16 protein-coding genes, 2 pseudogenes and 2 riboswitches are annotated in these 22,693 nt (G+C 63.5%); of the genes and pseudogenes, 6 read left to right on the forward strand and 12 right to left on the reverse strand.

What is annotated here, in order from left to right; genetic code table 11:
* Window positions 1–38: 38 nt before the first annotated feature.
* The 6 genes from ACFJIU_RS06620 to ACFJIU_RS06645 all read left to right on the forward strand — a co-directional run bounded on the left by ACFJIU_RS06620 (window position 39) and on the right by ACFJIU_RS06645 (window position 8,962).
* A complete protein-coding gene (locus ACFJIU_RS06620) occupies window positions 39–641 on the forward strand; it encodes an ANTAR domain-containing response regulator (RefSeq protein WP_379069002.1) in 603 nt (200 codons plus the stop codon).
* Window positions 638–1,867: a CmpA/NrtA family ABC transporter substrate-binding protein gene (locus ACFJIU_RS06625; protein ID WP_379069005.1), complete on the forward strand. Its 1,230-nt coding sequence runs from the start codon at window positions 638–640 to the stop codon at window positions 1,865–1,867. The genes ACFJIU_RS06620 and ACFJIU_RS06625 overlap by 4 nt, the downstream gene beginning before the upstream one ends.
* 339 nt (window positions 1,868–2,206) lie before the next feature.
* Window positions 2,207–3,502 (forward strand): nitrate/nitrite transporter, encoded by a 1,296-nt coding sequence (locus ACFJIU_RS06630; protein WP_379069008.1) that lies wholly within the window; start codon window positions 2,207–2,209, stop codon window positions 3,500–3,502.
* Window positions 3,503–3,522: 20 nt separating this feature from the next.
* On the forward strand, window positions 3,523–5,973 hold the full coding sequence (gene nirB / locus ACFJIU_RS06635) for a nitrite reductase large subunit NirB (protein ID WP_379069011.1): 2,451 nt from the start codon (window positions 3,523–3,525) through the stop codon (window positions 5,971–5,973).
* Window positions 5,973–6,308, forward strand: coding sequence for a nitrite reductase small subunit NirD (gene nirD, locus ACFJIU_RS06640; RefSeq protein WP_379069014.1), 336 nt, complete (start codon window positions 5,973–5,975; stop codon window positions 6,306–6,308). The genes nirB and nirD overlap by 1 nt, the downstream gene beginning before the upstream one ends.
* A gap of 8 nt (window positions 6,309–6,316) precedes the next feature.
* Window positions 6,317–8,962, forward strand: a complete 2,646-nt coding sequence (locus tag ACFJIU_RS06645) for a molybdopterin-dependent oxidoreductase (protein WP_379069017.1) — start codon at window positions 6,317–6,319, stop codon at window positions 8,960–8,962.
* Between the two features lie 36 nt (window positions 8,963–8,998).
* On the opposite strand, the gene ACFJIU_RS06650 is transcribed toward ACFJIU_RS06645, so the two are convergent.
* From ACFJIU_RS06650 to ACFJIU_RS06705, 12 genes and pseudogenes are all read right to left on the reverse strand, one after another.
* Window positions 8,999–11,077 (reverse strand): ATP-dependent helicase, encoded by a 2,079-nt coding sequence (locus ACFJIU_RS06650; RefSeq protein WP_379072986.1) that lies wholly within the window; start codon window positions 11,075–11,077, stop codon window positions 8,999–9,001.
* Between the two features lie 176 nt (window positions 11,078–11,253).
* Window positions 11,254–11,754, reverse strand: a complete 501-nt coding sequence (locus tag ACFJIU_RS06655; protein ID WP_379069020.1) for a flavin reductase — start codon at window positions 11,752–11,754, stop codon at window positions 11,254–11,256.
* Between the two features lie 135 nt (window positions 11,755–11,889).
* Window positions 11,890–12,925, reverse strand: a pseudogene (locus ACFJIU_RS06660) (methionine synthase).
* A 26-nt stretch (window positions 12,926–12,951) separates the two neighbouring features.
* Window positions 12,952–13,935 carry a DUF1852 domain-containing protein gene (locus ACFJIU_RS06665; RefSeq protein ID WP_379069023.1) on the reverse strand — a complete coding sequence of 328 codons (984 nt, stop codon included), beginning with the start codon at window positions 13,933–13,935 and terminating at the stop codon, window positions 12,952–12,954.
* Between the two features lie 163 nt (window positions 13,936–14,098).
* Window positions 14,099–14,315: riboswitch (cobalamin riboswitch) on the reverse strand.
* 129 nt (window positions 14,316–14,444) lie between these two features.
* Window positions 14,445–15,347 (reverse strand): AraC family transcriptional regulator, encoded by a 903-nt coding sequence (locus ACFJIU_RS06670; protein ID WP_379069025.1) that lies wholly within the window; start codon window positions 15,345–15,347, stop codon window positions 14,445–14,447.
* Between the two features lie 80 nt (window positions 15,348–15,427).
* On the reverse strand, window positions 15,428–15,817 hold the full coding sequence (locus ACFJIU_RS06675; RefSeq protein WP_379069028.1) for a hypothetical protein: 390 nt from the start codon (window positions 15,815–15,817) through the stop codon (window positions 15,428–15,430).
* A gap of 181 nt (window positions 15,818–15,998) precedes the next feature.
* Window positions 15,999–16,974, reverse strand: a pseudogene (locus ACFJIU_RS06680) (GlxA family transcriptional regulator).
* A 119-nt stretch (window positions 16,975–17,093) separates the two neighbouring features.
* Window positions 17,094–18,284: a formaldehyde dehydrogenase, glutathione-independent gene (fdhA, locus tag ACFJIU_RS06685; protein ID WP_379069031.1), complete on the reverse strand. Its 1,191-nt coding sequence runs from the start codon at window positions 18,282–18,284 to the stop codon at window positions 17,094–17,096.
* A gap of 140 nt (window positions 18,285–18,424) precedes the next feature.
* Entirely contained in the window at window positions 18,425–19,651 is a 1,227-nt protein-coding gene (locus ACFJIU_RS06690; protein ID WP_379069034.1) for an aromatic ring-hydroxylating dioxygenase subunit alpha, read from the reverse strand.
* A gap of 48 nt (window positions 19,652–19,699) precedes the next feature.
* Window positions 19,700–19,978, reverse strand: a complete 279-nt coding sequence (locus ACFJIU_RS06695; RefSeq protein WP_379069037.1) for a hypothetical protein — start codon at window positions 19,976–19,978, stop codon at window positions 19,700–19,702.
* Window positions 19,975–21,066 carry a 2Fe-2S iron-sulfur cluster-binding protein gene (locus tag ACFJIU_RS06700; RefSeq protein ID WP_379072987.1) on the reverse strand — a complete coding sequence of 364 codons (1,092 nt, stop codon included), beginning with the start codon at window positions 21,064–21,066 and terminating at the stop codon, window positions 19,975–19,977. Before ACFJIU_RS06700 ends, ACFJIU_RS06695 begins: the two co-directional genes overlap by 4 nt.
* A 19-nt stretch (window positions 21,067–21,085) precedes the next feature.
* Window positions 21,086–22,333 (reverse strand): aromatic ring-hydroxylating dioxygenase subunit alpha, encoded by a 1,248-nt coding sequence (locus tag ACFJIU_RS06705; protein ID WP_379069040.1) that lies wholly within the window; start codon window positions 22,331–22,333, stop codon window positions 21,086–21,088.
* A gap of 114 nt (window positions 22,334–22,447) precedes the next feature.
* Window positions 22,448–22,654, reverse strand: a riboswitch (cobalamin riboswitch).
* Window positions 22,655–22,693 lie beyond the last annotated feature (39 nt).

Genomic DNA, 22,693 nt, shown 5'->3' on the forward strand with positions numbered 1-22,693 from the left:
TTTGTTGCATTGCAGCAAATGCGCGGCAAAAGTGGCGCATGCTCGGCAGTGCACTCCGCATCCTCGTCATCGATGAGAACCGTATCCGCGCGGCGATCATCGAGGCCGGGCTGCGCGAGGCCGGCCACGCCGAGGTCACGCTTGTCGACGACGTGACAGGCATCGCCGCCCGCATCGCCACGCTCCAGCCGGACGTCATCGTCATCGATATCGAGAATCCCAACCGCGACATGCTGGAAAACATGTTCCAGCTGTCGCGCGCCGTGAAGCGGCCCATCGCCATGTTCGTCGACCGTTCCGACACCGCTTCGATCGAGGCCGCGGTGGATGCCGGTGTCTCGGCCTATGTCGTCGATGGCCTGAAGAAGGAGCGGGTCAAGCCGATCCTCGACATGGCGATCAGCCGCTTCAACGCATTTTCGCGGATGGAACGCGAACTCGAGGAAGCGCGCACCGAATTGCAGAGCCGCAAGACGGTCGAGCGCGCCAAGGGCATCCTGATGAAATCGCGCGGGCTCTCCGAGCAGGAAGCCTATGCGCTGCTGCGCAAGACCGCGATGAACCAGAACCGCAAGATCAGCGATGTGGCGCAGAGCCTGGTCACCGCTGCCGGCCTGCTGGGCGCAGGAGATGATCAATGAGCCGGGTCTGTCAGATATCCGCGGGTTTCCTGCCGCTGCTCGACAGCGCCGTGCTGGTTGTGGCGCGAGAGCTGGGCTTTGCGGCCGGCGAAGGCATCGATCTCCATCTCACCCGGGAGAATTCCTGGGCGAGCATCCGCGACCGCCTGGCCGTAGGTCATTTCAACGTGGCGCATATGCTGGCGCCGATGCCTATTGCCTGCAACCTCGGCCTGACACCGCTCGCCGCGCGCACCATCGCGCCGATGGCCCTGGGGCTCGGCGGCAATGCGGTCACCGTCTCGCGTGCGCTCTGGCAGGCGATGCTGGCGCAGGGCGCGTCGCCGAATCTCGATCCGCGTTCCACCGGGGAGGCGCTGGCCGCGGCCGTGGCGCACCGAAAGGCAGTCGGCGAGGCGCCGCTGCGTTTCGGCGTCGTGCATCCGCACTCTGGTCACAACTATGAGTTGCGCTATTGGCTCGCCGCCTGCGGCGTCGATCCTGAGCGCGACATCGAGATCGTCATCGTGCCGCCGTCTTTCATGGCCGACGCGCTCGGCGCCAGGCGCATCGACGGCTATTGTGTCGGCGAACCCTGGAACACGGCGGCGGTGGCGAAAGGCGTCGGACGCATCGTCACCACCAAGGCCGGGATCTGGCGCTCCAGCCCGGAAAAGGTACTGGGTGTCGCGGCCGAATGGGCCGAGGAACAGCCAGAGGCGCTCTCGGCGCTGTTGCGGGCGCTCTATCATGCCGCCGTCTGGTGCGGCGACAGTGGCAACCGTGGCGAGCTGGCTGAACTCATGGCAAGGCCAACCCATGTCGACTGTCCCGCCGAATGGCTGAAGCCGGCGCTCGCCGGGCTCATCCGCACCGGCGATGGCGGCGAGGTTTCGACGGCGGATTTCTTCGTGCCGCAGGCCAAGGCTGCAACCTTTCCCTGGAAGAGCCATGCCCTCTGGTTCTACAGCCAGATGGCCCGGTGGGGTCAGATCGAGGCGACCCGGGCAAACGAAACCATTGCGCGCGAAACCTATCGTCCCGACCTCTACCGTCAGGCCCTGCGCGATCTCGGCGTGGCGCTGCCAGGGGCCAACGCCAAGGTCGAAGGCGCGCTGGTCACCGAAACGCCGGTCGGTTCTGCCGGCGCCAGCCTGGTGCTCGGGCCGGACGGTTTCTTCGACGGAGCCGTCTTCGACCCCGACCATGTCGAGGACTATATCCGGGGCCAGCTTCCCGCCGGATGAAGGCGCAGGCAATCTTTCGCACTGCATCATTTTTGTGCATTGCGATATCCTGTATGCCGGAAGTTTTGCCAGCGCTGCACGACGCCGATTTGGGCCCGGCGCCGAATTTCTTTGATTCCGTTGCATAAAATTCCGCCGGCCAAAACTGGCACGCATCCTGCTTTGTAACAGTCGAGGCCCAGGGTTGGGCCACGACTTCCGCGTCCAACGACGGGCGCATCAGGCAAGGCTGCCGTTCAGGTCACCACGCGATCCCGGATGTACGGACGCGCGGCGACCTGTCCGGCAGCCTTTTTGTTTTCAACCGCACGGCGGCGCTTGCCGAATACGGAGCGAACAATGAGCGTATCTTCCCGACAAGGCCGCGATCCGGCGGCCACGCATGCACTGACCCTGTCCACGCTGTCGTTCACGGTGTGCTTTGCCGTGTGGACGATCTTTTCCATCATCGGCATCCGCATCAAGCAGGAGCTCGGACTCTCGGAAACGGAATTCGGCCTGCTGGTCGGCACGCCGATCCTCTCCGGCTCGCTTGCCCGCATCGTGCTGGGCGTATGGACCGACCGCTTCGGCGGTCGCCTGGTCTACACCGCCACCATGCTGGCGGCAGCACTCGCCACCTTCCTGCTGGCGTTCGCGCAGACCTATCCGCAGATGCTGGTTGCTGCGCTCGGCGTCGGCCTGGCAGGTGGTTCCTTCGCCGTCGGCGTCGCCTATGTCTCGCGCTTTTATCCCGCCGAAAAGCAGGGAACCGCGCTTGGCATCTTCGGCGTCGGCAATGTCGGCGCCGCCGTCACGAAATTCCTGGCTCCCTTCGTGATGCTGGCGCTGGGCTGGCAGGATGTGGCGATCATCTGGGCCTGCGTGCTTGGCCTCATGGCGTGTTTCTTCTGGTTCAGCGCCGAGGATGATCCGGTGATCCAGCAGCGGCGTGCCACCGGCGCCAATCCGCCGCGCAACTTCCGGGCCGAGTTCGAGCCCTTGAAGGACGTGCGCGTCTGGCGCTTCGGGCTCTACTACTTCTTCGTCTTCGGCGGCTTCGTCGCGCTGGCGCTCTGGCTGCCGCGCTACCTGATAGGCGTCTACGGCTTCGACATCGCCACCGCCGGCATGATGGGGGCCGCCTATTCAATCCCGGGTTCCATCTTCCGCGCCTATGGCGGCGTGCTGTCGGACAGGATCGGCGCGCGCATGGTGCTCTACTGGACCTTCGCGGTTTCGGCGGTGTGCTGTGCGGTGCTGGCTTTGCCGGCGGCCGATTTCACGGTGCGCGGCATCAGCGGCCCGGTCTCCTTCCATATCGAGATCGGCTGGATCGCCTTCATCGCAATAGCCTTCGTGCTCGGCTTCTTCATGGCTGTCGGCAAGGCGGCCGTCTACAAGCACATCCCGGTCTACTATCCCGACAATGTCGGCGCCGTCGGCGGCCTTGTCGGCATGATCGGCGGGCTGGGCGGCTTCGTCCTGCCCATCGCCTTCGGTGTGCTCAACGACCTGACCAATGTCTGGTCGAGCTGCTTCATGCTGCTGTTCGTCATCGTCGCCGCCTGCCTTGCCTGGATGCATCTCGCCATCCTGCGCATGGAGCAGGCCCGCGCGCTGGCCGAGCAGGCCGCCATCTCCCCAGCCGAATAGCCAAGCGGAGCCTGGAGTTCATGACAGAAAAACTCGTCATCATCGGCAACGGCATGGCCCCGGGGCGCATGCTGGAGCACCTGCTCGAAGCCGCACCCGGTCGCTACCAGATCACCATCTTCAATGCCGAACCGCGCGTGAACTACGACCGCATCATGCTGTCGCCGGTTCTGTCGGGCGAGAAGGACTACGAGGAAATCGTCATCCACGGCGATGGCTGGTACATCAAGCACGGCATCGTGCTCTACAAGGGCCACAAGATCGTCGGCATCGACCGCGAAGCCAGGACCGTCACCTCAGACAAGGGCGTGACCGAACCCTATGACAGGCTGGTCATCGCCACCGGCTCGGTGCCCTTCATCATCCCGGTGCCGGGCAAGGATCTGCCCGGCGTTCTCTCCTACCGTGACCTCGACGACGTCGGCGCCATGCTGCTCGCCGCCCAGTCGCGCGACAGGGCTGTCGTCATCGGCGGTGGCCTGCTCGGGCTGGAAGCTGCGGCCGGCCTGAAGGAGCGCGGCATGGACGTCACCGTGCTGCACGTCATGCCAACCCTGATGGAGCGCCAGCTCGACCCGGCCGCCGGCTACCTGCTGCAGAAGCAGCTGGAGGCACGCGGCATCACGGTCAGGACCAGGGCCAACACCCGGCAGATCGTCGGCGACGGCAAGGTGCAGGGCGTCGAGATCGACACCGGCGAGATCATCCCGGCGACGCTGGTGGTGATGGCGGTCGGCATCCGGCCGAATGTCGGCCTCGCCAGGGAGGCGGGGCTGGAGGTCAGTCGCGGCATCGTCACCGACGACCGCATGCAGACTTCCGATCCGGACATCTTCGCGCTGGGCGAATGCGTCGAGGTCGACGGACGCGTCTATGGCCTCGTCGCGCCGCTCTATGAAATGGCCAGGGTGGTTGCGGCGGAGCTGGCGGGTGCCGAAGAAAGACGCTTCGTGCATTCCGACACGCCGACCAAGCTCAAGGTCACCGGCATCGACCTTTATTCGATCGGCGATTTCGCCGACGGCGAGGACCGCGAGGAGATCATCCTGCGCGACGCCACAGCCGGCATCTACAAGCGGGTGATCCTGCAGGACAACAGGATCATCGGCACGGTGCTGTTCGGCGAGACGGCCGATGGTGCCTGGTTCAACGATCTCAAGAAGAAAGAAGTCGACATCTCGCAGATGCGCGACACGCTGATCTTCGGGCAGGCCTTCCAGGGGGGCGCTTCCGCGAACCCTCTGGCGGCCGTTGCGGCTCTGGCGGATGATGCGGAAATCTGCGGCTGCAACGGCGTTTGCAAGGGCAGGATCGCTGCCACGATCACGGAGAAGGGGCTGGCTTCGCTGGACGACGTGCGCGCCCACACGAAGGCGTCGGCGTCATGCGGCTCGTGCACCGGCCTCGTCGAGAAGGTCATGGCGCTGGTGCTGGGCGACACCTACAACCCGGCTGCGATACAGCCGATGTGCAGTTGCACCGACCTTGGCCATGACGAGGTGCGGCGGCTGATCAGGGCCAAGGGCCTCAAGACCATCCCGGCGCTGATGCAGGAGTTGGAATGGAAGACCTCCTGCGGCTGCGCCAAATGCCGGCCGGCGCTCAACTATTATCTCGTTGCCGACTGGCCCGGCGACTATGCCGACGACTATCAGTCACGCTTCATCAACGAGCGCGTCCACGCCAACATCCAGAAGGACGGCACCTATTCGGTGGTGCCGCGCATGTGGGGTGGCGTCACCTCGGCGGCCGAGCTGCGCGCCATTGCCGACGTGGTCGACAAGTTCGCCATCCCGACGGTGAAGGTCACCGGCGGCCAGCGCATCGACATGCTGGGCGTCAGGAAAGAAGACCTGCCCGCGGTATGGGCCGATCTCGGCCAGGCCGGCTTCGTCTCTGGCCATGCCTATGCCAAGGGTTTGCGCACGGTGAAGACTTGCGTCGGCACCGACTGGTGCCGCTTCGGTACGCAGGATTCGACCGGCCTCGGCATCCGCATCGAGAAATTCATGTGGGGTTCGTGGACACCGGCAAAGGTCAAGATGGCGGTCTCCGGCTGCCCGCGCAACTGCGCCGAGGCGACCTGCAAGGATGTCGGCGTGATCTGCGTGGACTCCGGTTACGAGATCCATTTCGCCGGTGCCGCCGGCCTCGACATCAAGGGCACGGAGGTCCTCGGCCTGGTCCGCAGCGAGGATGAGGCGCTGGAGGCGATCGTCGCGCTCGTGCAGATGTACCGCGAGCAGGCGCGGTATCTCGAGCGCATCTACAAATGGGCAAAACGTGTCGGCCTCGATGAGATCCGCCGCCAGGTCATGGCCGATCCCGACAGGCGCAAGACCTATTTCGAACGCTTTGTCTTCAGCCAGAAATTCGCGCAGGTCGATCCATGGTCCGAGCGTGTCTCGGGCAAGGACAAGCACGAGTTCCGGCCGATGGCCGAGACGGATTTCAGGGTTGCTGCGGAGTGATGAAGATGGACTGGCTGGATATCGGCGTGCTCGACGACATTCCGCTGCGCGGCGCGCGCTGCGTGAAGACCCGGAACGGCAGGATCGGCGTCTTCCGCACCCATGACGACCGTGTGTTCGCCATCGAGGACCATTGCCCGCACAAGGGCGGGCCGCTGAGCCAGGGCATCGTGCACGGTGCGGCGGTGACGTGCCCGCTGCACAACTGGGTGTTTTCGCTGGAAACCGGCAAGGCGCTCGGCGCGGACGAGGGGGCGGTGAAGACGATCCCGGTGCGCGTCGAGGACGGGCGCATCGCGGTCGCGCTCGGCGCAATGCTGCAGGCAGCAGAGTGAACCTGCACATGAGCGGCACTGAAGTGAGAACCACCTGCCCCTATTGCGGGGTGGGTTGCGGCGTGCTGGCCAAGCCCGGCGGCGAGGTCTGTGGCGATCCCGGCCATCCCGCCAATCGCGGCAGGCTGTGCTCGAAAGGATCGGCGCTTGGCGAAACCATCGGCCTCGACGGGCGATTGCTTCATCCGGAAGTCGCAGGCAGACGCGCCGACTGGGACACGGCGCTCGACCTCGTCGCCAGCCGGTTCCAGAACACCATTGCCGAGCACGGGCCGGATTCGGTCGCTTTCTACATTTCCGGGCAATTGCTGACAGAGGACTACTACGTCGCCAACAAGCTGATGAAGGGGTTCATCGGCTCCGCCAACATCGACACCAATTCCAGGCTCTGCATGGCATCGACGGTTGCCGGCCACCGCCGCGCCTTCGGCGAGGATGTCGTGCCCGGGGTCTATGAGGATTTCGACGAAGCCGACCTGGTCGTGCTCACCGGGTCGAACACCGCCTGGTGCCATCCCATACTGTATCAGCGCCTGCTGGCCGCCCGCAAAGCCCGCGGTACCCGTATCGTGGTGATCGACCCGCGCCGCACCGCCACGGCCGACGAATGCGACCTGCACCTGGCACTCGATCCCGGTGCGGATGTGCTGCTGTTCAACGGCCTGCTCGCGCAACTGGCGCGTGCCGGCACGCTGGACAGGGACTACATCGCCGCGAGCACGACAGGGGTAGATCAGGCTTTGGCACTGGCCGTGGCCGATGCGCCCACCGTCGAGCACGTGGCGCAGGGTTGCGGCCTGGCGCCGGCCGATGTCCGCTTTTTCTTCGAGCTCTTCTCGGTCACAGAACGGGTGGTGACGGTCTACAGCCAGGGCGTGAACCAGTCGGCGCATGGCACCGACAAGGTCAATGCCATCATCAATTGCCACCTCGCGACCGGCCGCATCGGCAGGCCCGGCATGGGGCCGTTCTCGGTGACCGGACAGCCGAACGCGATGGGTGGCCGCGAGGTGGGAGGGCTCGCCAACCAGCTCGCCGCCCACATGAATTTCGACAGTGGGGAAGATGTCGAGCGTGTCGCACGCTTCTGGAACGCGCCGGAGATCGCAACCAAAGCCGGGTTGAAAGCGGTCGATATGTTTCGCGCCGTCGGCGATGGCCGGATCAGGGCGCTCTGGATCATGGGTACCAATCCCGCCGTGTCGATGCCGGATGCCGGCCGCGTGCGCACGGCGCTGAAGGCCTGCGACTTCGTCGTCGTCTCCGACGTGGCGCGCACCGACACCACCCGTTTCGCCGAGGTGCTCCTGCCCGCCGCCGCCTGGGGTGAGAAGGACGGCATGGTCACCAATTCCGAGCGCCGGCTTTCGCGGCAGCGGCCATTCCTGGCCATGCCGGGCGAGGTCCGGCCCGACTGGCGCATCATCTGTGACGTTGCTGCCCGCATGGGCTTCAGCGCGGCTTTCGATTTTGCCGGTCCAGCCGCGATCTTCCGCGAGCATGCCGCACTGTCCGCTTTCGAGAACAAGGGTGAGCGGCTGTTCGACCTCGGCACGCTGGCCGGCATGCCGGACGCGGACTATGAGACATTCGAGCCCCGGCTCTGGCCGGCGCGTGATGAACGTAGGGCAGGCCGCCTGCTGGGCGACGGCAGGTTTCCGACCGCTGACGGCCGTGCGCGTTTCATCGCCGTGCGGCAGGAGGGTGTGGCGCTGGCAGTCAGCGCCGGGCATCCGCTGACGCTCAACACCGGACGGCTGCGCGATCAGTGGCACACCATGACGCGGACCGGTGCCGTGCCACGATTGATGGCGAACACGCCGGAACCGATGCTCGACCTCAATCCGCTCGATGCTGCAGCCGGCGGGCTGGCCGACGGCGATCTCGCGCATCTGTCGACACGCTATGGCTCCGCCCGCGCCAGGGTCCGCATCACCGACGCGCAGCAGCCCGGCCAGGCGTTCCTGCCCATGCACTGGAGTGGTCATTTCGCCGCCAATGCCGGGGCAGGGGCACTGGCGACGCCGATCACCGATCCGTATTCCGGCCAGCCGGAGCTGAAGAGCGTACCGTTGCGCATCACGCGCGAGGAGATCGCCTGGGCGGGCGTTCTGATCACACGCCGCAATCTGCGGCCCACCGGCTTCGTTCACTGGAGCCGGTCGGCCGTTGCCGGCGGCTGGGTCTACGAACTCTGCGGCACCGAGACGCCGGACCAGGGCATCCTGCTGGCACGCGGCCTGCTCGCCACGCCAGGCCATCTCGTCGAATATCGCGATCGCAAGGGCCTGACCTATCGAGCCGCGGCGGTGGACGAAACCGGCGCGCTGGCCGAGGCGCTGATGGTTGCTTCGAAGGGACAACTGCCGGCACGCGACTGGCTGGTATCGCTGCTTGGCAGCCGGGAGCAGCTCACCCCGGCTGACCGCCAGGCCCTGCTGTCGGGTCGCTCGCCGGCAGCCACGCCGGCAGCCGGCCGCATCGTCTGCTCCTGCTTCAATGTCGGCGTCAACCAGCTGGCCGACGCCGTTTCCGCCGGCTGCCGCAGCCTGGAGGCCATCGGCAGGGAACTCGGCGCCGGCACCAATTGCGGCTCCTGCCGCTCCGAGATCAGGACCATCATAGGGGCAGGCCAAGTCGAGGCCGCCGAATGATCACAGGGGCGCCCGGCGGCCGTGAGCGCCGGCTGACTACTTCCACATCGACCGCATCTTGCCCTTAAGGTCAACGCTGGTGCTCGGCCGCGCCGACTGCTCGTTGCGCAGCGCCTGGCTTGTCCAGGACGTGAGCTGGAAATGCTGCAGGATGTGGGACGGGATGAAGCGCGTCTTCGATGCATAGACATGCCTGTCGCCGCGCGCGACCTGGCTGGAGGGGTAGAAACGCTGGGGCACGATCAGGTGCAGGGAATCCTTCGCCCGCGTCATCGCGACGTATAGCAGGCGGCGTTCCTCTTCCAGTTCCTTGCGTTCGCCGGCGCTGAGATCGATCGGGATGCAGCCGTCGACGGCGTTGAGCAGGAACACCTTGGTCCATTCCTGGCCCTTGGCCGAATGGATCGTCGACAGGATCAGATAATCCTCGTCGAGAAGCGGCGGGCCGGCTTCGTCGCTGGTTGCGCTGGGCGGGTCGAGCGTCAGGTCGGTCAGGAAGCGGTCGCGCGACGGATAGCCGGACGCAATCTGCTCGAGCTGCAGGAGGTCCGCCCGCCGCACAGTCGCGTCCTCGTGCTTGCGCTCGAGATGCGGCTCGTACCACAGCCTTGCCCGCTCCATCTCCGACGGCCAGCCCGGGCCGCGACGCAGGTCGCAGAACAGATCGACGAACAGCGGCCAGTCCCTGGCGGCGCGCGCCGGCGGCGCGAAACGCGCCAGGCCGATCTCGAGGTCGAGCGACTGCTCCATGCTGTCGATGGCTTGCGTCGCAGCCGACGGCCCGATGCCCGGCAGAAGCTGCATGACACGGAAGCCGGCAATGCGGTCGCGCGGGTTCTGCACGAAGCGCAGCACGGCCAGCACGTCCTTGACATGGGCCGCGTCGAGGAATTTCAGCCCGCCGAATTTCACGAAGGGGATGTTGCGGCGGGTCAGCTCGACCTCGAGCGGGCCCGAATGGTGGGATGCGCGAAACAGCACCGCCTGCTGCTTGAGCTGGGTTCCGGTCTCGCGTTCCTTCAGCACCTCGTCGCAGATGTAGCTCGCCTGTTCGGCTTCGTCGCGCACGGTGACGATGGCCGGCTTTTCGTGCGAGGCGCGGTCGGTCCACAGGTTCTTGGTGAAGCGTTCGGTCGCCTCGCCGATGACCGCATTCGCCGCATTCAGGATCGCGTCGGTTGAACGATAGTTGCGATCGAGCGTGACCACATCGGCGGGCGCCGGAAACAAGGTCGGGAAATCGAGGATGTTGCGGACTTCCGCGGCACGGAACGAATAGATCGACTGGGCATCGTCGCCCACCACCGTCAGGCCGGCCCCGTCCGGCTTGATTGCCGTCAGGATCGAGGCCTGCAGCCGGTTGGTGTCCTGATATTCGTCGACGAGGATGTGGTCGAAGCGCGACGACAGATGCGCGGCGATGTCCGGTTCCGCCGCCATCTGCGCCCAGTAGAGCAGCAGATCGTCGTAATCGAGGATATTCTGCCGCTGCTTGGCCTCGACATAGGCGCCGAACAGCCGTTTCAGCTCCTCGCTCCAGCCGACGCACCAGGGGAAACAGTCGGCGACGACCTTTTCCAGCACGTCCTGCGCATTGACCACGCGCGAGTAGATCGCAAGGCACGTCGCCTTGGTCGGAAAGCGGTTCTCGGTCTCCGAGAAGCCGAGATCGTGCCGGACCAGGTTCATCAGGTCTGCGGAATCCTCGCGGTCGTGGATGGTGAAGCTCGGCTCGAGCCCGATCTCCAGCGCATAGTCGCGCAACAATCGCGCGCCGATCGAATGGAACGTGCCGGCCCAGGTCAAGCCTTCCGTCAGGCTGGCGGCGCGATCCTTCATCACCTCGGCGGCGATGCGCTCGACACGCCTCGTCATCTCGGTCGCGGCGCGACGCGAGAAGGTCATCAGGAGGATGCGACGCGGATCGGCGCCGCGCAGGATGAGATGCGCCACCCGATGGGCGAGCGTATTCGTCTTGCCCGAGCCGGCGCCGGCTATGATCAGCAGCGGTCCGCAAACCGCGCCGTCGCCGTGCAGGACCGCTGCCCTTTGGCCGTCGTTCAGCTTGGACAGATAGGCTGGATCCTCGATCGAATCACGGATGGCGATGTTCATGCGGTCATGAAGCATCGTTTCCGTTTCGTTCGCAATGGCTGCGGGCCGCCTTGCGACATGGGTTACGCCGAGCCTGCTCGGCAAGCTTTCCCACGCATCTCCAGAGCGAAGAAACGGTGGCCGATTTGGGAACTGACACTCGGGAACGCTGGTATAGGGTTAGCCAACGTATCAGGCTAGCCGTTGAGATAGCGACGCATGCAGTAGAGCAGCGTTGCCTGTTCCTCGTTCTCGCGGACGTCTACCACGCGCCCGAAGAGGACACGGTGGGTTGCCTCATCGACGGCATTGCTGAGTTCGCATTCGAAGCTGACCGAGGCGTCTGTCAGGACGGGAACACCCGTAAGACCTTCGGTCCATTCGCCAAGCGCAAATCGGTTCACCACCGGTGTCTTTCCGCCGAAGGCGTCGGAAAGGTCCTCGTGGCCCGGCATCAACGTGTTGACGCAGAAATAGCGTGCGTTTTCGAAAGCATGAAAACATGAGCTCGCACGATTGATACAGACGAGCAGGGTCGGCGGGGTATCGCTGACGCTGCAGACAGCGGAGGCCGTAAAGCCGTAGCGCTTGCCGCCGGAATTGGTGCTGACGACATTGACCGAAGTGCCGAGGCGCGACATCCCGTTGCGAAACGTGGCTCTGTCCACAATGCCGAAGCGATGCTGCATCACATTCATTTTGATCTCTCGGGCGCGTTCGGAGCGGGCAAACCGAGGCGCTCGCGCAAGGCCGCCTGTCTCCCTGCGGCGGGAACGGCAAGGCATGTCCAGTCAGTCGACCGCATCGCGTGGCTGTCTGGACGTGCCCGGTCGTCAGGCCCGGGCTGTGAGTTCTTTTCGAACGATTTCCGCGCCTGCACTCAAGGCATTCAGCTTGCCTCTGGCTACTCGACGGGAGAGGGGGGCCATGCCGCAATTGGTGCAGGGGCACAGTTTGTCGGCATCGACAAACTGAAGTGCTCTTCGCAGAGTAGCGGCCACTTCCTCCGGCGTCTCAATGGTATCGCTTGCCACGTCGATGGCCCCGACCATCACTTTTTTACCGCGAACAAGTTCGATGAGATCCATTGGAACGTGAGAGTTGTGGCATTCCAGGGAGATCATGCCGATGCTGGATTTCTGCAGCTTGGGGAAAGATTCCTCATATTGCCGCCATTCCGGCCCGAGAGTCTTCTTCCAGTCTGTGTTGGCCTTGATGCCATACCCGTAGCAGATATGAACGGCAGTTTCGCACTTGAGCCCTTCGATTGCCTTTTCCAGGGTGGCAACACCCCAATCATTCACCTCGTCAAAGAAGACATTGAATGCGGGCTCATCGAACTGGATGATATCGACGCCGGCAGCTTCCAGTTCCCTGGCTTTCCTGATTGAGGATCTTGGCGAATTCCCAGGCCAGTTTTTCGCGGCTCTTATAGTGATTGTCAAAGAGCGTATCGATCATGGTCATCGGACCCGGCAGAGCCCATTTGATAGGCTGCCTGCTCTGCCGGCGCAGGAACTTGGCGTCTTCAACGAAAACCGGCTTTTGGCGCGACACAGCGCCGACGACGGTCGGGACGCTCGCATCATAGCGATCCCGAATTCTGACGGTCTCACGCTTTTCGAAATCAACCCCGTCCAGGTGCTCGATGAACGTCGTGACGAAATGCTGGCGTGTCTGCTCGCCGTCGCTGACGATATCGATGCCTGCCTGTCTTTGATCGTCGAGTGACAAACGCAAAGCGTCCTGCTTGCCTTCGACGAGCTCCTCATCCTGCAGTTTCCAGGGTGACCAGAGTTTCTCCGGCTGGGCCAGCCACGAGGGTTTTGGCAAGCTGCCGGCGGTTGACGTGGGCAACAGTGTTTTCATGATAGGCGGCCTTGTCTTTTGGTTGGTCAGCGAACGTGATTGACGGACCACTGCTCGAGGATGGACTTGTATGGTTTGATGAAGTGCTCCTCGGCGAACTTTCCCTGCTCGATCGCCAGCCGGCTACGCTCTTCCCGATCGTAGACGATGCGGGTCAATGAATAATCCTGGTGCGTCAGACTCGGCTGGTAGCACGCCCCCGCCGACGAATTGGCGTTGTAGATCTCGGGTCGATAGATCTTCTGAAAAGTCTCCATCGTACTGATGGTGCCGATCAGCTCAAGATTGGTGTAGTCTGCAAGCAGGTCGCCGATAAAATAGAAAGCCAGAGGCGCTACGCTATTCGATGGCATAAAATAGCGGACCTGCATTCCCATTTTCTGAAAGTATTGGTCCGTCGAGGACAATTCATCTTGCCGGTACTCAACGCCCAATACAGGATGCCGATTTTCGGTGCGGTGATATGTCTTGCTGCTTGAAGCACTCAGACATATGACCGGAGGCTTGGAAAAATGCTCCTTGTAGGCATCTGAGCTCAGGAAATTTCTGAACAGGTTTCCATGCAGATCTCCGAAATTGTCCGGCATGCTGAATTCCGGGCGGTTTTTGTTGTGCTCCGGCAGCAATACGCTGAAGTCGTAGTCTCGCACGTAGGAGGAGAAATTGTTCCCCACGATGCCTTGGATCCGCTCGTTCGTCTTTCGGTCAGCGATGTTTGTTTTCAATATTTCAATTATCGGGAAGGCATTGTTGTTGCCTTCGGCGCCTATAATCATCTCAACCGAAATGATGTCGAGTTCGACAGAATAACGATTGCCCTTGGGGTTATCCCAATGCGCCAGGGCGTTGAACCGATTGTCGATCATCCTCAGGGCATTGCGCAGGTTTTCCTGTCGGTTCTCCCCTCGGGCCAGATTGGCGAAATTGGTCGTGATACGCGTGTTGTCCGACGGGCTATATTCCTCGTCAAAACGAATACTCTTGAGGCGAAACGTAAAGTCGTCACTCATTGCGACCTGCCGGCGATCGACAAGGGACAGGCGGGGGTTGGCGACTTGAATTCTGGTTTGAGACACGACTTACCCCAATGAATTGGGGGCATGGGTCAGCGGACACATAGCAAGGCGGTCCGCTACGCGGCCTCCGCTACGGCACACCGGGACACCCCGCCCGTGGACGTTTTTTCGTCAAGGCAGGTCTCCTGGCTCGCGGGTCATCGCTTCCGTCCGTCTTCCCAGGGTTTCACCCCAGTGACATTCTGGACGTCAGCTCACCGCTTACAGTTGCGGGGGCAGCTTCGGCTTTCCCGAATATGACGGGGCACCGACTTCCCTCTTAGCCCCGGCGCGCTGCACGCAACGATCGGGGAACCTAGACGCCTTCACCCTCCTGCAATTGTCAGATGAAGTCAATAGCGCATAAAGAAATGTTTATATCTTTATCGCACGCGTCGGCGTCGGATATGGCGGCTCCGACGCTGTCCCGGTTCGGCCCTGCTTGTCGCGCACGCAGCATCACGTCACGCCGGCCGTTTTTTCAGCGGGATGATGTTCGGCGCTGCCCCAGCCTCGGCGGCGCCGTGGCCAACCGCTTCGCCGCGGGCAAGCGTCCTTCGCGCGTTTCCCTCGGCGAGGCCTGTGGCAACATCCTCGAAATAGCGCGCCGGGGTTGTTCCCAGCATGCGCTTGAACATGGAGATGAACGCGCTGACGCTGTCATAGCCGAGATCGCCGGCGATGTTGGTGACCGACTGGCCCTCCCCAAGACGCCGCAACGCCAGGCCGATGTGAAGCTGCTGTCGCCAGCGAAGGAACGACATGCCGGTTTCCCGTTGGAACAGCCGGCTCAACGTTCTGTTGCTGGCGCTGACGCGGGCGCCCCATTCGTCGATCGTGAAGCGCTGGTCCGGGTGCTCGATCATCGCCCTGGTCAGCCGCTGAAGCCTCCTGTCGGTCGGCATGGGCAGATGGATCGGTTCCAGCGTTGCGGTCGCCAGTTCGTCGAGCAGCACGGCGATGAGCCTGGCTTCGCGTTCGCGGCCCATCGCCGCCGGCGGCGTCGCGCAGTCGAGCCGCAGGATGAGCTCGCGCAGGAACGGCTGGACGAACAGGATGCCGCAATCCGGGTCGAGCGCAGCGGCCAGATTCGCATCGATGTAGAGGTTGAGGATCTTGATATGCCCGGCGACGCGACCGGCATGGGAAACACCGCTCGGTATCCACATGGCGCAATGCGGCGGGACGGTCCAGAGCCCGCCGGCAGCCTGCATCGTCAGCACGCCGCCGATGACACACATCAGCTGCGCCTTGTCATGATGGTGGGGCTCTGTCTCGCCGACGAAAGTCGTTTCGGTGATCAGGCTGAAAACGGGGCGTGGTACGTCATCCACTTGCCCGAAGCCTTGTATTTGCGGAAAATTCACCCGCTTCTCCTGATCCGGATCAACCAAACCGACAGCGTATCCCAAACCCGTGCGGCATGTCATCGAGGCCCTGGAGGAGCCTATGATCCGGCACGCGACTCGAGCAGCACAAGCATGCCTCTCGCCGCCGCTCGCCTCTCGTCGGTCTCGAAAAGAACGGAAAAGCCGAACGCCTTGCTCGCGGTCGCCGCAGCCAGCCGCACCGCCGCGCTGGTGGGTTTTTTCCCCTCGATCACGATCATGGCGCGGCAGTACTTCCTGAAACGATCCCGGGTCCGTTTGAAGAACAGGGCCTTTTCCCTGCGCTCTTCGGCCGTTTCCGTGTCATGGTCGTCCGGTGAGTGGTCGGTTATCAGGACGAACGGTGCCTGCCGGTTCAGAAGCGCTTCGAGCTCGGCGAGAATCGAAGCAGGCGACTGTCCTTCCTCCCGCGCGAAGACAAGCGGGAAGCGCGTATCGTCCAGGAACATTGATTTGTTTCCTTCCGCAGACCGGGTCGATCGGCAAGCCTTTCCGAGGGGCTACCTGGCGGCATCACCGATATCCCAAGCATGCCACGGCGGCGTTCAGGCTGCTCTCGCGCGTCTGCCAACAAATCCCGCGAACCCGCCATTGCGGTTTCGCGCGGACTTTCCCGTCAGATATGGCCCGTCAGATATGGATAGCCGCCGTCCGCAGCTCCGACGGGCTCTGGCCGTGGAACTTCTTGAAGGTCCTGGCAAAGTGCGAGGCGCTTTCAAATCCCGCTTCCAGGGCGATCTCAAGCATGGAGGCATCGGTGTTTGCGACAAGCGCCTTGGCATGGATCAGCCGCACGCGCTTGTAGGCATTGGCGGGCGACATTCCCGCCTTCTCCTTGAAAAGGCGCTCGAGCTGGCGGCGGCTCACCCCTACCTGCCGCGCCAGCTGCGTGATCGGGATACGGTCATTGATATGCTGCTCCATCGCCAGAAGCGTCGCCTTGATACGGACGTCTTCCGCCTCGTCGGCAAATGTGCGCCTCGCCTGCAGATGGAAGGGGGAGCGAGCGTGATCGATCTGGAGGACTTCCAGCGCGTTGCGTTCGGCATCCTCGCTGATGTGGCTGCGCACGATGAGCGCCGCCATGTCGGCGGCGCTGCTGCCCCCGGCGCAAGAACCACGGTTCTCATCGAGATGGAAGATCCTGTCCGAGCGGACGACATGGTCGGGAAACCGGTCCTGGAAGTCGCGCGCATGGAGCCAACTGACACAGCACTCGTGGTTCTTCATGAGTTCCGGCATCAGCCAGGATGAACGTGCCGGTGCACAGGCCGATGAGCGGTACGTTTGCTGCTGCAACGCGACGCAGATAACGCGTGGTCTCGGCGTCGACGGGCTCCTCCACATTGAGCAGTCCGCCGACCACCACGACATGGCTGAAATGAGCCGGGTCGACGAAACCGGACGTTGGAACGACCTGCACGCCGCAGCTCGATTTCACGGGGTTCTTCGAACTTGCCAGCACATGCCAGTCCGCACTGACGCGGCCCGACCGGTCGAGCTCGTCGCTTGCCAGCCGCAGCGTGTCGATGAACAGCGCGAAGGCCGACAGGGTGAAAGAGCGGCCGAGGATAAAACCCACGCGCAGCTTTGCCGGGGAATTCATGGATCTATCTCCTGGCTCGAACACAATCCGGCAGCCTCCCGTTCCCATCGGGAAGAGGCGCAGGCCATCGGTTCTCCCAAAGCCTGCGCCACGGCTGCGACATTTTTGGGTCGTCCCGATCAGGCAGCTTTCGAAATATCGCCATGCGGGTCAAGCACGTACTTGACCGCCGCGCCCTGGTCGAAGCTCTCGTAGCCTCGCGCGGCGTCCTCGAGCGAGATCACCCTGGCGTTGACGATATCGGCGATCGGCAGGCGATCATGCAGGATGGCCTGCATCAATTGCCGATTGTATTTGAGCACCGGCGTCTGCCCGGTGTGGAAGGATTGCGCCTTGGCCCAGCCGAGTCCAAGACGCAGCGAGAGGCTGCCGTGCTTGGCAGCCGCGTCGACAGCACCTGGGTCTTCCGTCACATAGAGCCCGGGAATGCCGATGGAGCCGGCAGCACGGGTGATGTCCATCATCTGGTTCAGCACGATCGCCGGCTGCTCGCCGCCGCTATGGCCGCGGGCCTCGAAACCGACCGCGTCGATCGCGCAGTCGACCTCGTTGGAGCCGGTGACTTCGGCGATCATGTCGCCCAGCCGGTCGCTCTTGGAAAGGTCGATGGCCTCGAAACCCACCTTGGCGGCATGGGCGAGCCGTTCCTTGTTGAAATCGCCGACCATGACGACGGCAGCACCGAGGATGCGGGCGGATGCGGCCGCGGCGAGGCCAACAGGTCCGGCACCGGCGACATAGACGATCGAGCCGACACCGGCGCCAGCGCGAACGGCGCCATGGAAGCCGGTCGGCAGGATATCGGACAGCATGGTCAGATCGCGGATCTTTTCCATCGCACGGTCGCGATCGGGGAATTTCAGCAGATTGAAATCGGCATAGGGCACCATGACGTAGCGGGCCTGCCCGCCGATCCAGCCACCCATGTCGACATAGCCGTAGGCGCCCCCGGCGCGAGCCGGGTTGACGGTCAGGCACACGCCCGTGTCCTGCCCCTTGCAGCAACGGCAGCGTCCGCAGGCCACGTTGAACGGCACCGAGACGATATCGCCGACCTCGAGCATTTCGACGTCGCTGCCCTTTTCGATGATCTCGCCGGTGATCTCATGGCCGAGCACCAGGCCGGCTTCCGCCGTGGTGCGGCCGCGAACCATATGCTGGTCGGATCCGCAGATGTTGGTGGAAACCACCTTGAGGATCACCGCGTGTTCGATGCGCCGGCCATCCGGCGCTGCGAATTTGGGATCGTCGATGTCCTGGACCTCGACCTTTCCGGGGCCCAGATAGACCACGCCTCTGTTCCTGCTCATGCTCTTCCTCCCAGTTGGATTTTCCCAGTCGGATCAGGAGGGCGTTCGATTGAATCGCCAAGCTGATCTAACTCTTTGCTGGAGCATGATCTTTTCCGAAAACGGGTTCCCACTTTTCGAGATCAAGCTCTGGTCATTCGCTACGGGCGGCTGATCTCCTCCAGATACCAGTTGATGTAGCGAAGCTCGTTGTGCTCCATCGGCGCGATCGGGCCGGGCACGAAATAGTGCGAGCGCACGCCACGCGCGGTGTGCTCGATGATCTTCTTGTCCTCCTCGGTGGTGACCTTCCAGAGCCAGGTCAGCTTTTCCAGGTCGTAGTCGCGGCCTTCCTCGGCGTCGCCGCGCACGAGCCAGATCAGCTCCATCTCGCATGTATCGGCGGTCTTCGGAATGAAGCGGTAGATCATGCCATGATCGGGGTAGCAGACGAGGAATGTGGTGCCGCCGAGATGGATCGAGGTGACGCCACCGTCATATTCGGCGAACCGTCCCATCAGCGGCGCAATCGGCTTGCCGTCCTGGCTGCCGGTGGAGACGCCGTCGTAGAGCGCATAGCGGAAGGTGTGGATCGCCTCCTGCCCCATTGCCGAGTTCTGCCAGCGATCGCCGCTGACGACCTCGATGCCCAGCGCGCAAGTCCGCGCCTCCATCGTCTGGTTGAGCTTCTCGATCATCTCGAGCGGCTGCTCCAGCGCATGGGTCTGGGAATATTCGGGATGTGCCGGTCCGCAGTGATAACACTCGACGTAATTTTCGACGGCCAGCTTCCAGTTGGCCTGCAGCGGATAGAGTTCGCGATGCGCCACCTTCGCTTCGCCCCAGCCATACTGGCCGCAACTGGTCCGCAGCGCCTGCTCGATCGGATCGAAGTCGAGCGGCGTCTCGGCGAAGCTGATGAAGACGAGTCCCGACGCGACACGAACATGCAGCTTCTTGAGACCGTGCTCGTTGCGGTCGAAATCCTTCGGCATCAGCCGCGCGGCGCGCAGTGAGCCGTCATTGGCGTAGGTCCAGGCATGGTAGGGGCAGACGAAGAACCGCGCATTGCCCTTGGGCTTGGTGCAGACCTCGGCGCCGCGATGCCGGCACACGTTGAGCATGGCGTGGATCGTGCCATCGGCCACCCGTGTCAGGATGATCTGCTCGTCGCCGAGTCGGAACAGCTCGAAGTCGCCGGGGTTGGGGATGACGCTGGCATGCGCCAGGCAATGCCAGTGCCGGCGAAACAGGCGCTCCATGTCGCGCTCGAAGATCGCCGGATCCATGTAGAACGGCCGGGCCAGGCCGTGGCCTGGCCGGTGCGTCGCGATCAGGTCGCCTATGGCGTCGTCGGCGGCTGATTGGTGAAGATGCACGATGCTCATTGCTGGCTACTCATCGTTGGCTTGGGAGGGCTGGCGCGGGTCTGATCTTCAAAGATTGGGAACGGGTCTCGGCCAGTCGTCGGAACAGGCGACAGTTGCCAGAAGGCTGCGCAGCACCGCGACATCGGGATGAAGGGAGCCGCGACGGTCGATCAGTTCGATCTGCCGCTGCGCGGCAATCTCGAGGCAGATGCCTGGCGGCACGGACATCAGCCAGTCGGCGAAGACTTCTTCCGGTGGCGGCAGCGGCGAGATCGCCGCCATCGTCCTGCCGTCGACCTTTCGCGGTCGCGCCGCGACAATTCTTGCGTCGTCGCGGGTGGTCATGCCTCGATCTCCAACGCGGTGAGTGGCTTTGAGCAGCAGGCGAGGATGTATCCCTCGGCGATCTCCTCATCGAGGATGCCGCCATTGTGGTTCATCTCCACGTCGCCTGAGACCTTCCTGACGCGGCAGGTGCCGCAGAGACCGAACTCGCAGGCCGCCGAGATGCGGACGCCGCTGGCGCGTGCCGCCTGTAGCACCGTCTGGCCGGGCACACATTGGCCATCGACATTGGAACTGGCGAAACGGACCGGCACCGTCGCCTCAGCGGGCACAACTGCTCCTGCCTCGGTGGTGGCCGGGGGCGGGACCTCCACGGGGGGGGCGCCGAAACTCTCCTGGTGGTAGTGCGCCATGTCGAAGCCGGTCGCCTCCAGCATGGTGCGCACGGCACGCATGAATGGATCGGGTCCGCAGCAGAACACTTCGCGCTCGTGGAAGTCGGGCGACAGAAGCGGCAGCCTGACGGCGTCGATCCGCCCCATATGGCCGAACCAGCTTTCGCGGCTCGACCGCTCCTCGATCATGAAACCGAGCGACAGGCCGGGCATGTTGGCGCCGAGAAGTTCCAGCTCCTTGCGGAAGATGATCTCTTCGGGCCGCCTGGCGCAGTTGACGAAGGCGATGTCCGTCCATGGCGCGCAGTCGTTCAGCCAGCGCAGCATCGACATCATCGGGGTGATGCCGGAGCCCGCCGAAATGAAAAGATACTTCCCGGCGGCGTGGTTGTGATGCGAGAAATCGCCTGCTGGGCCGCGTGCCTTGATGCGCGATCCGCGCTTGAGGTTGTCGAACATCCAGCGCGTGCCGATGCTGCCGGCCTGCGCCTTGACGGTGATGGAGATCGAGAACGGCCGCGATGGCGACGAGGCCAGCGTATAGGTGCGCATCAGCGGACCATCGGCCGTCGGCAGCTCCAGCGTGATGAACTGGCCCGGTTTGTAGCGGAACCAGGTCTGCGCGTCCGAGCGGAAGGTGAAGGTCTTCACCTCCGGCGCTTCGTCGACGATGCCGGCCACTTCCAGCACCTGGAGGCGGTCGTTCCATGGCGTCATCTCGTCGAGATGGCGATAGAGGTGGACACCCGTCATGGCGTTCATCGCAGTGGCCTCAAGCGACGCTGCGCAGCGCGGGTCTTTCACCTTCGGTCAGCCGAGGCTCCATGAAGCGCGCATACCATTCGACGAACTGGATCACGCCGCCTTCATGCAGCTCGGAATAGGGTCCCGGCTGATAGGCCGGCGAGTTGATGCCGAAGGCATTCTCCTCGACGATGCGGCGGTCCTCGTCATTGGTCAGCGTCCAGACGTGGATCAGGTTCTGGAGGTCGTAGTCGATGCCCTCGACGGCATCCTTGTGCACCAGCCATTTGGTTGTCACCGCCGTCTCGGTGGCGCTGATGGGAAGAACGCGGAACGTCACCGCGTGGTCGCCCAGTATGTGATTCCACGTCGTCGGATAGTGGTAGAGCATCAGGGTGCCGATGCGGTCGGTGGCAACGGCGTCGGACAGGTTGCGCTGCACGGCGCGCTGGCCGGTCATGGTGTAGCTCACCGCGTGCGGCAGCAGCGGCGCGCGTGTCGTGCGGTATTGACCGGCCGTATCGATGACGAAACGCGACGGCAGTCCCGATGCTTCGCAGCGTGCCCAGTGTTCCAGCAGCTCGGGGTCATCCTCGACACCGTTGACGCCGGTGACGGTCGGGGCTTCCGGGAAGGTCTTGCAGAGCTCCGGATGGTTGCCCGCGCAATGGTAGCATTCGCGGTTGTTTTCCCAGACCAGCTTCCAGTTGCCCTTCTCGACGATGGTGCTCTCGAAGGCGATCTTGGCGTCGGCCAGGCGATGCGGCAGGAAGTAGGGCTCCATCATCTGGCGGAAGGGCGCAAACTCCGCCGGCTGGTCGGCCAGGCAGACGAAGATGTAGCCGCCGGCGCTTTCGCAGGCGACCGGCTTCAGGCCGTAGTCGTTGCGATCAAAGCCTTCGGCCATCTGCCGGGCAAACAGCAGCTTGCCGTCGAGGTCGTAGGTCCACTGATGGTAAGGGCAGACCAGGCGCGCGGAGGTGCCTTTGTCGGCGGTGCAGACGCGGCTGCCGCGATGGCGGCAGGAATTGTGGAAGGCACGGATCCTGTTCTCGCGGTCGCGCACCAGGACGATCGGATAGGCGCCGATCTGGACGGTGAAGAAACTGCCGGGCTTGGCGATCTCGCAATCATGCCCGACGAACAGCCAGTCGCGATACCAGATCAGCTCCATGTCGAGCTTGAAGAAATCCGGATCGGTGTAGAAGGGCTGTTCCAGCGAGAAGCCATCGCGCCTCGCGCGAATGAGCTTCAGCATTTCATGACGTGCGTCCATGTCCTGTCCTCGTCAAAGGACTGAACTGGTGGTGATGGAGGGTAGATGGCCGTACTTGACGGTCTTGGACCGGCGCACGGCTTTCTGCCTCTTGACCGCCCACCGCGATCAGTCGAGTTCCAAAAAGTCCACGGCTGGTTTCCGGGCTCCGAAGCTGTCCTTGCGGGACCGTCTCGACACCTTCCCAGGCCTTCGCCCAGTGGTCTGTCGTCGAGACAGAAGCTTCGCTACCGTTGCGGGGGCAGCGCCGGCATCAAACCGGCTTCCCAATTATCCCTCCGGCGTGGTTCGCCGGAGAGCACCTTGAACATGGTGATCTGATCACGGACGCCGTGCCGGTGCGATGACGAAAGCGACATC

This window comes from Mesorhizobium sp. UC74_2, from assembly GCF_042701485.1.
Lineage (GTDB): Bacteria > Pseudomonadota > Alphaproteobacteria > Rhizobiales > Rhizobiaceae > Mesorhizobium.